Origin of the sequence: Wolinella succinogenes DSM 1740 (assembly GCF_000196135.1) — a bacterium.
Classification (GTDB): Bacteria; Campylobacterota; Campylobacteria; order Campylobacterales; family Helicobacteraceae; genus Wolinella; species Wolinella succinogenes.
On the sequence record NC_005090.1, the window covers coordinates 1,770,854 to 1,784,022 of the forward strand.

Annotated in this window: 13 protein-coding genes; 11 read left to right on the forward strand and 2 right to left on the reverse strand. The window is 50.0% G+C overall.

Features of this window, described 5'->3' with window-relative positions; all coding sequences use genetic code 11:
* The first annotated feature begins 121 nt into the window (after positions 1 to 121).
* The 11 genes from ilvC (at position 122) to WS_RS08870 (ending at position 10,495) form a co-directional block, all read left to right on the forward strand.
* Positions 122 to 1,144, forward strand: coding sequence for a ketol-acid reductoisomerase (gene ilvC / locus WS_RS08820; RefSeq protein WP_011139671.1), 1,023 nt, complete (start codon positions 122 to 124; stop codon positions 1,142 to 1,144).
* Positions 1,145 to 1,169: 25 nt separating this feature from the next.
* Positions 1,170 to 1,976, forward strand: a complete 807-nt coding sequence (gene minD, locus WS_RS08825; RefSeq protein ID WP_011139672.1) for a septum site-determining protein MinD — start codon at positions 1,170 to 1,172, stop codon at positions 1,974 to 1,976.
* Complete coding sequence (minE, locus tag WS_RS08830; protein WP_011139673.1) at positions 1,973 to 2,215, forward strand: cell division topological specificity factor MinE; 243 nt, start codon at positions 1,973 to 1,975, stop codon at positions 2,213 to 2,215. Before minD ends, minE begins: the two co-directional genes overlap by 4 nt.
* Positions 2,216 to 2,218: 3 nt before the next feature.
* On the forward strand, positions 2,219 to 3,361 hold the full coding sequence (locus WS_RS08835) for a divergent polysaccharide deacetylase family protein (RefSeq protein WP_049770681.1): 1,143 nt from the start codon (positions 2,219 to 2,221) through the stop codon (positions 3,359 to 3,361).
* A gap of 122 nt (positions 3,362 to 3,483) precedes the next feature.
* Complete coding sequence (locus tag WS_RS08840; protein ID WP_011139675.1) at positions 3,484 to 5,613, forward strand: WD40 repeat domain-containing protein; 2,130 nt, start codon at positions 3,484 to 3,486, stop codon at positions 5,611 to 5,613.
* Positions 5,610 to 6,389 (forward strand): DNA processing protein DprA, encoded by a 780-nt coding sequence (locus WS_RS08845; RefSeq protein ID WP_011139676.1) that lies wholly within the window; start codon positions 5,610 to 5,612, stop codon positions 6,387 to 6,389. The genes WS_RS08840 and WS_RS08845 overlap by 4 nt, the downstream gene beginning before the upstream one ends.
* The gene (gene ruvX, locus WS_RS08850; RefSeq protein WP_011139677.1) at positions 6,386 to 6,769 is read left to right on the forward strand and encodes a Holliday junction resolvase RuvX; all 384 of its coding nucleotides are present in this window, start codon (positions 6,386 to 6,388) and stop codon (positions 6,767 to 6,769) included. The genes WS_RS08845 and ruvX overlap by 4 nt, the downstream gene beginning before the upstream one ends.
* Before the next feature lie 58 nt (positions 6,770 to 6,827).
* Positions 6,828 to 8,360: a bifunctional phosphoribosylaminoimidazolecarboxamide formyltransferase/IMP cyclohydrolase gene (gene purH / locus WS_RS08855; protein ID WP_011139678.1), complete on the forward strand. Its 1,533-nt coding sequence runs from the start codon at positions 6,828 to 6,830 to the stop codon at positions 8,358 to 8,360.
* An 11-nt stretch (positions 8,361 to 8,371) separates the two neighbouring features.
* Positions 8,372 to 9,667, forward strand: a complete 1,296-nt coding sequence (gene hemL / locus WS_RS08860; RefSeq protein WP_011139679.1) for a glutamate-1-semialdehyde 2,1-aminomutase — start codon at positions 8,372 to 8,374, stop codon at positions 9,665 to 9,667.
* On the forward strand, positions 9,660 to 9,956 hold the full coding sequence (locus tag WS_RS08865; RefSeq protein ID WP_041571895.1) for an AtpZ/AtpI family protein: 297 nt from the start codon (positions 9,660 to 9,662) through the stop codon (positions 9,954 to 9,956). The genes hemL and WS_RS08865 overlap by 8 nt, the downstream gene beginning before the upstream one ends.
* Positions 9,953 to 10,495, forward strand: coding sequence for a hypothetical protein (locus tag WS_RS08870; RefSeq protein ID WP_011139681.1), 543 nt, complete (start codon positions 9,953 to 9,955; stop codon positions 10,493 to 10,495). Before WS_RS08865 ends, WS_RS08870 begins: the two co-directional genes overlap by 4 nt.
* Positions 10,496 to 10,500: 5 nt before the next feature.
* Here WS_RS08870 and WS_RS08875 read toward each other — a convergent pair whose 3' ends face one another.
* Both WS_RS08875 and rpoD read right to left on the reverse strand, forming a co-directional pair.
* Entirely contained in the window at positions 10,501 to 11,190 is a 690-nt protein-coding gene (locus WS_RS08875) for a hypothetical protein (RefSeq protein ID WP_011139682.1), read from the reverse strand.
* A gap of 3 nt (positions 11,191 to 11,193) precedes the next feature.
* Positions 11,194 to 13,056, reverse strand: a complete 1,863-nt coding sequence (gene rpoD / locus WS_RS08880; protein ID WP_011139683.1) for an RNA polymerase sigma factor RpoD — start codon at positions 13,054 to 13,056, stop codon at positions 11,194 to 11,196.
* Positions 13,057 to 13,169: the final 113 nt, after the last annotated feature.

Genomic DNA, 13,169 nt, shown 5'->3' on the forward strand with positions numbered 1-13,169 from the left:
GGGCATGCCCAACGCCATAAAGTGGTTGCTAAGTTTCTATCTAATATAATTTTTCACTTATAGTTTTGACTCGATTTTCCCTAATTTGCACAACTTCAAACTCATACAAAGGACCCTTCACATGGCACTTAGCGTTTATTATGACAAAGATTGCAATCTTGATTTGATTCGAAGCAAAAAAGTCGCAGTGGTTGGCTTTGGTTCTCAAGGGCACGCACACGCTGAAAACCTCCGAGATAGCGGCGTTGAAGTGGTGATTGGACTTCATAAAGGAGGCAGCTCTTGGAGCAAGGCGGAGGCGAAAAACTTCAAAGTGATGGAGGTCGCTGAGGCGAGCCGATACGCCGATGTGATCATGATTTTGATCCCTGATGAGCTTCAGGCTGAGGTTTTTGAGCGCGATATTCTTCCCAATCTCTCCGAGGGCAAAGCGATCGCTTTTGGCCATGGATTCAATGTCCATTTCGGTCAAATCAAAGCTCCCAAGGGTGTGGATGTCATCATGATCGCCCCTAAGGCTCCTGGCCATACTGTGCGAAGCGAATTTGTCAAAGGAGGCGGGATTCCCGACCTTATCGCCGTAGAGCAAAACGCCAGCGGAATCGCCAAAGAGATCTGCTTGAGTTATGCAAGCGCGATTGGCGGCGGACGAACAGGAATTATCGAAACCACCTTCAAAGATGAGACCGAGACTGACCTCTTTGGAGAGCAAGCGGTACTTTGCGGTGGCGTTACCGCGCTTGTCAAAGCAGGCTTTGAAACGCTCGTTGAAGCGGGCTACCCCGAAGAGATGGCCTATTTTGAGTGCCTCCATGAGCTCAAACTCATCGTTGACCTCATCTTCCAAGGAGGCCTCTCTGATATGAGATACTCCGTCTCCAACACCGCCGAATATGGCGATATGGTGAGTGGCCCCCGAGTGGTCAACGAGACCTCCAAGGCTGCCATGAAAGAGATTCTTAAAGACATTCAAGAGGGACGATTTGCCAAAGATTTCATCCTAGAGCGAAAAGCGGGTTATGCACGAATGAACGCGGAGCGCAAAAATCTTGCCGCCCACCCCATCGAGCAAACAGGCGAGCGCCTCCGAGCCATGATGCCTTGGATCGGTGCGAACAAAATCATCGATAAAAACCGAAACTAATCCAGCCAACAAAGAGGGTCTTTTAATGGGTATTGTGATCACCGTCACCTCAGGCAAAGGAGGGGTGGGTAAATCCACCACCTGCGCCAATATCGCCGTGGGCTTAGCCCAAGAGGGCAAGCGCGTTGTGGCCGTTGACTTTGATATTGGTCTGCGCAATCTTGACATGATTTTGGGTTTAGAGAATCGTATCGTTTATGATGTCGTGGATGTGATGGAGGGAAAATGCAATCTCTCCCAAGCCCTCATCAACGACAAAAAGACCAAGAATCTCTACTTCCTTCCTGCCAGCCAATCCAAAGATAAAAATATCCTCGACAAGGAGAAGGTGCGCGCCCTCATCGATGCTCTCAAGCGAGAGTTTGACTTTGTGCTGCTCGATTCTCCTGCAGGAATTGAGGGCGGCTTTGAGCACGCGGTCTTCCTCGCTGATAGGGCCCTCATCATCTCCACACCCGAAGTGAGTTCCGTGAGAGACGCCGATAGGGTGATTGGGATCATTGACGCCAAGAGTGAAAAGGCCAAGCAGGGAGACGAGGTGGAAAAGCACATCATCATCAACCGAATCAAGCCTGAAATGGTCGAACGTGGAGAGATGATGAGTATTGATGATGTCCTCAATATCCTCGCCCTCCCCCTCATTGGTGTGGTGCCTGAAGATGAGCGCGTAGTGAGCGCCACCAACTCAGGCGAGCCCGTCATTTATGGCACTTCCATCTCAGGTCTCGCCTACAAAAGAATCGCTAAACGAATCTTGGGTGAGAGCGTGGAGTTCCCTGAGCTCAAAAGCAAAAGCGGAATCCTTTCGGCTATCAAGAGGCTCTTCTCATGAGCTTCTTGGATAAGTTTTTTGGCAAAGAGAAGAGTAGCGCCAAATCGGCTTCTGATCGCCTAAAGCTCGTCCTGGCGCATGAGCGAGCGGTCAACCTCCCCTACTTAGAGGAGATGAAACGCGAGATTTTAGAGGTGATCAAAAAATACACTCACGCTGAAAAGATTGAAATTAAGGCCGATTCCAATCAACAAATCGACACCCTAGAGGTCGAGATCGTCCTAGGAAAGAACTCCTAGCTCTTGGCCGCCAAAAAGCGAATCTCCCCCACCCCCAAGAGGCGTGTGTCCAAAAACCCCCGCACCGCCTCCAATCCCAAAAATTCCCCTCGAAAGATCGACAAAGGCATTCTTTTTGCCATCATCATCTCCGCCCTACTTTTGGGAATTTTTGGAGGATATGCTCTCTTTAACGCCTTCTCTGCACCCGCCCCCAAAGAGAAGCTAGAGCACCCTAAATTTCCCCCTGCCACTCCTCCCAAAGCCCAAATTTCCCCCTCCCCTTTGGCTCCTGAACCAAAGACGGAGCAGCTCATTGACAAGAATCTTGCCCTGCTTGAAGAGCTCGCCTCCAAAAACCTCCCCAAAGAGGAGCCCCACACACCTCCTTCTCTGTCCAATGAGCCCGACAAGCTTGCCTTACTCACGCCAGCCCCTCCTCCCAAGGTGAGCGAACCCCAAACGCTTCTTGCACCCAAAAAACCCAAGGCCGCCCCCTTGGCACTCCCTTTAGGCTCCAAGCCGAGATTGGCCATTATTATTGATGATGTGGGCTTTATGCCCCAAGCCGAGGAGATCAAAAAGCTCCCTTTTAGGGTGACTCCCTCCATTTTTCCCAAGGGAAAATTCAACCCCAAGAGCCACGAGATCGCTAAAGAGTTTGATTTTTTCATGGTGCACCTCCCCCTAGAGGCGCGTGAGTTTTATCAAAAGGAGCATGAGTGGCTCCGAATCGAAGACAAAGAAGAGAAGATTGAGGCTAAAATCAAAGCACTCAAGCGAGATTTCCCTCGTCTCACTCACCTCAATAACCACACAGGAAGCAAATTCACCGAAAACCTCCCCGCGATGCGGCGATTTCTCAAGGTTTTAGAAGAGGAGAATCTTACTTTTGTGGATAGTCGCACCACTCCCTACTCCAAGGCGCCGCAGATTTTTGAAGAGGAGGGGAAACTTCTCCTCTCTCGCGATGTATTTTTAGACAATGAACGCTCGATTTCCTATATCAAAAAACAGCTCCAAGAGGCGGTCAAAATTGCCAAAAAGCGAGGCTATGCGATTGCCATTGGACACCCTCATGCCGAGACTTTTCAAGCACTCAGAGGGTCAAGCCATCTCAAAGAGGAGGTGGAGTTTGTCTATGTAAAGGATCTTTTCAAGCCATAAATCTCCTTATGATTTTTCTCGCAAAGCCCTCTTCTCGCCCTCTAAGCCTCCCCTAAACCCTACTCATTCTTATGAAAAGATGATAAAATGGTCACAACTTGTCAGAATAAGCGAGTGAATCCATGTTGAATATCAAGCGTCTTATCCAGCTCGAAGGAAGCGCCCTAGCCATCTCTAGCACCTCCTCTTTCGTGGCCGCCTTGGATAGTGCCTATTTTTTAACCTTGATTGATTCGACTAGCTTTAGTGTACTCAAAAGCATCCAGCTCACCAAAAATACCGAGCTCCCCCACCGCTACTCCAACGCCTACAGCATCGCCCCTAAAGAGTACTTTTGCGTCCCTTTTATTGGCACCAAAAAGGCCATCATTTTAGAGCTTGAGAAAAGCCTTGCCAAAAAGGCAATCATCCATTGGCATGACTCGGATATCGAATGCTCTGCCTTTAGCCCTGATGGGCGATTCCTTGCCACAGGCGGACAAGACGGTAAGGTTTTTATCTTTGAAAGCGCCACCTTTAGGCTGCTTAGCTCTATCATTCCACGCGCTGAGTATATTAATGATCTCACCTTCTCTAGCGATTCAGAGATGCTGGCTTGCTCAGGGTTTGACAAATTCACTGTCATCTTTGATGTGGCGCGGAATAAGACTCGATGCGTAGTCCAGACCCCTGATGTCGCCGAGAAAGTCGCTTTTTTTGACCGCGACCAAAAGCTCTACATGATTCTTCGCAATGGCGCCTCAGCGGTCTATGATCTCTTGGAAAGGAAGCTTTTAAGTGTTGAGAATCCCTTTAGCTTTTGGCCTAGCGCCCTAGCGATCAGCCCTGATGAGCGCTTTGCCATTGTAGGCACAAGAGGAGATATGCTCTATGTAATGAATCTTGAAGAGAACGCCCGAATCCTAGAGATCAAGACGGAGACCTCAGGAATCGCCTCCTTGGAGTTTGTCTCCGAACATCTCTGGGTGGGTTCAGTGGATGGGACGATTCTCGTGGTTGATCACAAAGTGGGCGAAGAGGAGCTAGAGCTCAGCCTCAAAGTCAAAGATTATCGCAAGGCGCGAGACACAGTGGAGAAGAATGTCTTCCTCACGATTCACCCCATGATGAAGGTCTTTGATGAGGATTGGCCTCAGATTCTCAAACAATCCATCACCTTGCTCAATGAGAATCGAATCGATGAGGCGGTGGAGCTGGTGGATCCTTTTGTCATTGATGCACGCAAGAAGCGCGAATTTGACTTCTATCTTGCCCAAAAAGATGTCGTCACACAGTTTGCTGAGCTCGTCAAGCATAAAGACTTTGCCAAGGCTTACGAGATGACCTTGACGGTGAAATTCCTCTCCAAAACCCTTGCCTACACCGAACTAGAGACCCATTGGAATAAAAGCTTCCTCCAAGCCAAAAAACTCCTTGAAGAGAATCCTGGCCTCAACCTCAAAAAAGCCGAAATGCTTCTTAAGCCCTTTGAGACAAGTCTCAAAAAAGAACTTATCTCTCAGCTCCTCAAAAATGCCAAAGTCTTCACCCAAGCCGACCAGCTCCTAAAGAATCGAGACTTTAAGGGCTACTTCACGCTGGTTAATCAGTTTGGTTTCTTGCGCGACACCGAGCTTTATAAAAAGGTCCTAAGTCTTGGCGAAAAGATGATGGACGACTTCATTGAGCTTGAGAAGAGTGGAAAATTTGAGCAGGCCGAAGAGGCCTCTAAATACCTCCTCAACTTCCCCCCATTCAAGCGCGCGGTCACAGAACGCCTCATCTTGATGCAGCAGAAAAAACTGATGTTTGATGCCATCGAAAAGAACAACATCAAGCGTGTCTATGAGATCGCACTGGAGTACGAAACACTCAAGAATCTACCCGAGTTCAAGAGTTTCTGCAAAGATTTTGAAGAGAAATTCGAACGCGCCAAGAGCTACGCTTTTAATGGAGAGCCCAAAAGGGCGATGCTCACCCTCTCCATCTACATGGAGGTTCCCTACTGGATTGATCGGGTCGCCTCCCTCCTTAAGATCGCCTACCTCCAAGAGATCCAAAACCGTCTCCACGAGAGTGATGTGAACTGGCCCCTCACGATTCGCCGCTACACCGATCGTTTTGGCAAGGACACCGAAATCGAGCACCTCTTGGGCGAAAACAACCTCCTTCACCATCTCGAAAAGATCGAAGGCGAGGGAGACAGGGAGGGCTATCGCCGTCATAAATTTATCGAGGAGATCGTGGTCTATCTGGTGGATAAGAGTTCATGATTCTCCCTCTTCCCTCCCTCCCTCCAGAGCTTCTCCTTCTCCCCTCTCCGCCCAAAGCTCTCTTTTATCATGGAGACCTTTCACTTCTAAAGCGCCCCAAGGTGGCTATCGTAGGCACGCGCCACCCCAATGCTTACACCAAAGCCATGACGCGCGAGTTGGCACGATTTTGGAGCGAGAGAGGTGTGGTGGTCGTGAGTGGAGGGGCTTTTGGAGTTGATGTTTTGGCGCACGAGGCGGCCTTCCCCTCAACGATTCTCATCTCTCCCTCCAGCCTAGACCTCCCCTACCCTCCCTCACACAAGCCTATAATCGAAAGAATCGCTAAAGAGGGGCTACTGCTTAGCGAATACGAATCCTCTTTTATGCCCAAGCGCTACACCTTTTTAGAGCGAAATCGCCTCATCATCGCTCTCTCCAGCCTCATCATCATCCCTCAAGCCGATTTAAAAAGCGGCTCCATGCAGAGCGCCCACACCGCCATCAAGCTTGGCAAACCCCTCTATGTCCTTCCCCATCGGCTCAAAGAGAGCCTAGGCACCCAATCCCTCCTAGAAAGAGAGCTAGCCCTGCCTCTCTATAACCCTCAAACCCTCTTAGAGCGCCACTTTCCAGAGCTAGCCAAGCCCCTTAAAAAGAGCAAAGATGATCTCCTCCTCTATGCTCAAACCCTGCCAAGCTACGAGGAGGCGGTGGCGCGCTTTGGAGAGCGAATCTTTGAATATGAGCTAGAGGGAAAGATTCTCATCAAAGAGGGGAGGATCATGCCCCTATGATTATTGCTGTGGATATTGGCCTAAAGCGCCTAGGGGTCGCCCAATATGCTGCGGGAGTGGCACTCCCCCTCGACCCTATCTTGCGTAAAAATCGCCATCAAGCTGCACGCGACCTTGATCTCCTCCTTAAAGAAAAGGGGGCGCAAAAGCTGGTGGCGGGAATCCCCAAAGAGGGCAGTAGCAGCGAGGAGATGGAGCGAAGAATTCGCCATTTCATTGGACTGCTAGAGTTTAGAGGGGAAGTCTGCTTTGTAGATGAATCCTATAGCTCCAAAGAGGCTTTTGAGCTCCTTAGGGGGCGGAGTAGAGATCGGCGTGATGGGAAGCTTGATTCTCTTAGCGCCCTTGTGATTTTGGAGCGATATTTAGGCTCTCTCTAACCTCCTCTTGGCTATAATCTGCCCTATTCACCCCAACCATTCCAAGGAATCCTCCAACATGAACGCCCTACTTAGTGTCAGCGACAAAACCGGAATCGTCGAATTCGCCCAAGAGCTTTGCGCCCTAGGCTACACTCTCCTCTCCACAGGAGGCACGCTCAAACTGCTCCAAGAACACAACATCAAAGCCAAAGAGGTGGGCGAATACACCCAAAGCCCTGAGATGTTTGAGGGAAGAGTCAAAACCCTCCACCCCAAAATCCATGGAGGAATCCTCCATCGGCGCCACCTCAAAGAAGATGTCAAGACCGCAAAGGAGCATGGAATCGAGCCTATTGATATCGTCTGCGTCAATCTCTATCCCTTTAAAGCGACCATAGAGCGCACTGATGACTTTGAGGAGATTATCGAAAACATCGATATTGGCGGTCCGAGCATGGTGAGAGCCGCAGCCAAAAACTATCGTGATGTACTCATTATCACCGATCCCAAGGACTACGCCTCCGTCATTGAGAGTCTCAAAAAGGGCGAGAATGATGAAGAGTTTCGCCGCGACATGATGATCCGCGCCTTTGAACATACCGCCGCCTATGATAGCCTCATCGCCAACTACATGAACACTCGATTCAATAATGGCTTTGGAGCGAAGCGATTCCTTGTAGGGGAGCGCGTCTGCATGACACGATATGGCGAAAATCCCCATCAAATGGGTGCTCTTTATGAGTTTGAGCGATTTTGGCGCGACTCATTTAAGACGCTTAAAGGCGAGGCGAGTTTCAACAACTTCACCGACTTAAGCGGAGCGGTTAAGATCGCTTCGGCCTTTGGAGATTCGCCTGCAGTGTGCATCATCAAACACGGGAATCCTTGTGGATTCGCCATCAAAGAGAATCTCCTCTCCTCCTATCAGGCCGCATTGGCTTGCGATCCTATCTCAGCCTACGGGGGCGTGGTCGCGATCAATGGGGTGCTAGATGAGAGGCTCGCTCTAGAGATCAACCAAATCTTCATCGAAGTGATTGTCGCTGGACGCATCACCCCCGAAGCCTTGGCTGTCTTTGAAACCAAGAAGCGAATCAAGCTCTTTGAGTGCGGCGCAGACCGCCTCAACTTCCCTAGAGATGAGATCGACTTCAAGCATATCGAGGGGGGCTTTGTCTTTCAAGAGGCCGATAGAGTCAAAGATGAGGAGATCCAAGGCGCCAAGCTCATGGGGCAAATCGAGGCGACCCCCGCCCAAAAGCGTGATCTAGAGATCGCTTACAAGGTGGCCGCTTTGGTTAAATCCAACTGCGTGGTCTATGTCAAAGATAGCGCGATGGTGGCCGTGGGCATGGGAATGACCAGCCGCGTGGACGCCTCCAAGGCTGCTCTAGCCAAGGCTAAAGAATCAGGCTTAGAGGTGAAGGGAGCCGTGCTCGCTAGCGAGGCCTTCTTCCCCTTCAAAGATAGCATCGAAGCCGCCCACGAGGCAGGAGTAAGTGCGGTGATTGAGCCAGGGGGGAGCATCCGAGATGATGAGGTGATCCAAGCGGCCAATGAGTTTGGTATGGCGCTCTACTTCACAGGCGTTCGCCACTTTCTACACTAAAGGAGCCAATGATGGAAAGAATCAATAGCATCAACGATTTCAATGAGGCCAAGCAGGTGATTCCCGGCGGAGTCAATTCACCCGTGCGAGCCTTTAGAGCCGTGGGAGGCACTCCCCCCTTCATCAAAGAGGCCAAAGGCTCCTATCTTGTGGATGAAGATGGGAATCGCTACATCGACTTTGTCCAAAGCTGGGGCCCGCTCCTCTTTGGGCACGCCGATTTGGATATCCAAAAGGCCGTGGAGGAGGCCATAAAGCGAGGCCTTAGCTTCGGTGCTCCCACCACCTCTGAGACCCTCCTTGCCAAAGAGATCATCGCGCTTTATGAAGGAATCGAGAAGATTCGCTTCACCAGCAGCGGCACCGAGGCGACCATGAGCGCCATTCGACTGGCTAGAGGCTACACGGGGAGAGATGATATCATCAAGTTTGAGGGGTGCTACCACGGTCATAGTGATGCCCTTTTGGTGCAGGCAGGAAGTGGCCTGGCTACTTTTGGGAATCCAAGCTCTCCGGGCGTGCCTCAAAGCTTCACCAAGCACACCCTCCTAGCCCGTTACAACGACCTAGAGAGCGTAAGGGAGTGCTTCAAAAAGAGCTCTGGTGTGGCTTGTGTGATCCTAGAGCCTATCGCGGGCAATATGGGGCTCGTCCCTGCAACCCAGGAGTTCATCCAAGGCCTTCGCAAGCTTTGTGATGAGCAGGGAAGCGTGCTCATCTTTGATGAGGTGATGAGTGGCTTTCGCGCCTCTTTTGGAGGGGCTCAAGCTCTTTATGGCGTGATTCCCGATATGGCGACCTTTGGAAAAGTGATCGGCGGAGGAATGCCCGTGGGCGCTTTTGGAGGGCGAAGCGACATCATGGCGTGCCTAAGCCCCGAAGGAGCGGTCTATCAAGCTGGAACACTAAGCGGAAACCCTGTTGCCATGGCAGCAGGAATCGCCTCGATTCGCAAGATCAAGCAAGGAGGAGAGGCGCTCTTTTCGCGACTAGAGAGTCTGGCGCTTCGCCTCATGGAGGGCTTTAAAAAGTGTGCCCAAAAACATCAGATTCCCCTCCAAACAACCGTGAGGGGGAGTATGTTTGGCTTCTTTTTCAATCACGCTCCCGTGAGCAACTTTGAAGAGGCGCTCCAATCTGACACCGCACTCTTTGCGAAGTTTCATCAAGCGATGCTAGAGAGAGGCGTCTATCTGGCTTGCTCCCAATTTGAGACGGGCTTTATCTGCGCGAGCATGGACGAATCCCTTGTGGATGAGGTGATCGCTAAAATCGATGAGGCCTTAGAGGAGATTGGGCGTGGCTGAAGAGAAAAAACCTCACGAACCCAAATACAAAGAGGCGGTGATGGGCTTTAGCCAGCTCGCCTTGGGCTTCTCCGTGGTTATCGCCATCGCCATTGGGGTGGGTGTTGGCCTGCTTTTGAGGAAGTGGTTTGGCTATGAGTGGCTCTTGTGGCTTGGAGTTTTTTGGGGGGTGAGCGCGGGAGGACTCAATATCTACAAAGCCTACAAACAGCAATTTAGAGAGATGGAAAAGCTCAAAGACGATCCCAAATATAGCTACAAGAATCCCAAGGATTCCACCCCCTCATGAGAGAGAAACTCCCCCCTCTTCTCCTCTCCCTAAGCGCTAGCTATCTTTTTGGATTGGGCGTGGCACTTTGGGCGTTTAACCTCTCGCCATGGCTCAATTTTAGCATTGGATTCTTTGGCTCACTCCTTGTAATGGTCGCCACCTTTTTGAGTCACTATAGGCGTGTTTTGGAGGCTTCCAAAGAGGAGGAGCTAGTGGCTTTAGAGGAGGCTAAAATAAAGAGGCGTGAAGATCCTTATGATCTCTTTGAAGAGGAGGAATCGCCCCTCCCTCTAGAGAATGAAGAGATCAGCCGCGAGAAACTCAAAGAGTGGGCACCCCCCAAGAGGCGATTCTCCTTGGAGGGGTTTTGGATGGGAACGCGGCTCTCGCTCTCGCTCTATCGCCTTTTAGCCTATTTGATCTTTGTCGCGGGAATCTTTTTCTTGATTCGACATGAGATCCTCAACCCCTTCTCGCTTGCCCTTGGGGTCTTTTGTGTCACCTTGGGATTGGTCGGGGGCGCTCTTTTGGGAGCGAGCGATAAGAAGCTTTTTTAAACCCTCTAGCCGCTAAAGGCCATCGAAAGGGAAAAGACCAACCCCTTTTCTCGCACTTCGATCCCCGCCACGGCACTTCGCTTGATAAACTCCAACGCCTCTTTGTCGGGTCGAAAATCCTCTCCGCTGAGCTCAAGGCGCAAGATGGGATATCGTGCCTCATTCACCACCACAAACTCTCCCACCGCCACTGAGACCTTAGTGGTGATGCGAGAGGAGAAGAGCAGCATCTCATACCCCTTGCGAACCACCTTTAAGAATCCATCCACATCCACATAAAAATCGGGAACGCTGGGATCAAACTCACGGGAAAATTTGGCTTTAGTTTTAGCTGAGATAGAAGAGAGGATGAGGTCAATGAGCACATAGATATTCACCAGCTTTTTTTGTGCCCCTTGCGCAAGCGGAATGCTCTTATGAGCCTCGCGATAGAGCCTGATTCCAATCTCTTCATCGCTCTCATATCCGATGCTCATCCCAAAGAATCGAAAACGCCCCAAGTCGATCTCCATGAGATGGGTGCAAAATCCAGGAGTTTTAGAGGCATAGTCAACCGCTAGGTCAAAGATCGCCTTAGGAGGGATCTTGGTGATCACCTTCTGCCCCTCTTGGTTGGCCATCTTCACATGACCCGCGCTATCAAAGAGAACGAAAGGGTTGTAGTCGTGCTCGATCCAGCGCTCTAAAAAGGTCATCGATCAATCTTCGATGTAGTTCTTGAGCTTTCGTCCCACTTTGGGGTGCTTGAGCTTTTTGATGGCGCTACTCTCAATCTGTCTGACGCGCTCTCTAGTGACATTGAGCTCTTTGCCAATCTCTTCTAGAGTGCGATCGGATTCATCTTCAAGCAATCCAAATCGCATCCGAATGACTGCCTTCTCACGCTCATTGAGCTGATCTAGCACCTCATCAATCTGCGTCTTAAGATCCTCTTTGAGAATATGATCCATGGGACCAACAGAGCTCTTGTCCTCGACAAAATCCCCAAACTTCCCATCTTCATCACTCCCGATGGGTGCCTCAAGGCTGATGGGTTCCTTGGTGATTTTGATCACATTCTTCACCTTATCCACAGGCAAACCTACCTCTTCGGAGATGGTCTCCACATCAGGCTCTTTGCCCTCCTCTTGGAGGTATTTGCGGATGATTTTATTGATTCGGTTGATCGTCTCAATCATATGGATAGGAATCCGAATGGTGCGCGCCTGATCGGCAATGGCTCGTGAAATCGCTTGGCGAATCCACCAAGTTGCATAGGTCGAGAACTTATAGCCTTTTTTATACTCGAACTTATCGACTGCCTTCATGAGGCCAATGTTGCCCTCTTGAATAAGATCAAGAAACGGTAGGCCGCGGTTGGTGTATCGCTTGGCAATGGAGACCACTAGACGAAGGTTGGACTTGGCCATCTTGGTCTTGGCTTTGTCGGCAATATCCTTACCTCGCTTGATCTGTTCCAATATCTCTTTGAGCTTTTCAGGCTCTAAATCAAAGCTCTCTTCACTTGCCTGCTTGGTCTGAAAGAGCTTCTTGATCTCCATATAGGTGGAGACCATGGTCGCTTCAGGCACAGCGCTAGCAATGTCATTTTTGCTCATTTCAGTGATGTTTTCTAGAATCTTTTGGTGATTCTCTAAAAGGGTCTCATTAAAGAGGGGGAGCTTGTATTCAAGACGCTTTAACTCTCGATCAAAGCCCTCATCATTGCGAAGGGTGTTTTCCATCGCCTTGACGAGCTCATTGATCAGTTTGCTGGTGGGTCCAAGATCAAGGAGTCGCTCTTTGAGAGTCTGCTTTTTATAGGCGAGCGTGAGCAGGTGCAAGAGCTCTACAAACTCTCCCTCCTCCTCTTGCGCAGCCCCTCCTTCTAGGGTTTTGAGCCAATCTTTTTTAGCCTTCTCTAGCGCCTTGAAACTCACGAGCACTTTTTCCACGCGCTTTTGATCTTTTTTGCTGATGGGCTTTTTGCTCTCCTCGCCCTCTTCATCAGCCTCTTCTTCGACCTCTTCATCTTCCTCTTCTTCACCGCCCTCTTCATCTTCAAAACTCTTAAAGAGCTCTTTGACGCGGCGTTCACGATTGATAAGCGCCTCTTTGTAGTCCAAAATAAAGTCAATTAGGTAGGGGACAGAGCAGATCGCATCCAGGATGATGTTTTCGCCCAGCTCAATATTCTTGGAGAGCTCAATCTCCTCATCCTTGGTGAGAAGAGGGATTTGTCCCATTTCGCGCAGATACATCCGCACAGGGCTATCACTCCGACTCCACTCTAAAAGCTCGCGCTCCTTCATGAAGTCAAACTCATCCTCTAGCTCCTCATCTAGGAGCCGTTTCTTCTCATCTTCAATTTTCTTCTCTTCTTCGCGATTGAGAAGCTTAGCGACCTCTGAGGCACTAAGGAGCATCTTGTCATATTTGACAGAGAGCTCATGCACCTTCTTGGCTTGCGCGGCCGTCGGTGGCTTGGGGAAGGTCTGGACAATTTTTTCATAGGAAACGTATTTGGCTTCCGATTTCTTGAACAGATTCTCAAGCTCTTGGGTTAAATTTTTGGCGGACATGCGGCAAAACTCCTATCTAGAAGCATGGGTATATTCATTGATAAAGCAATCGGTTTTCATGAAGATCATAGGCCTATCAAAAGGGTTGCATTATACCCATGATTTTATTAATA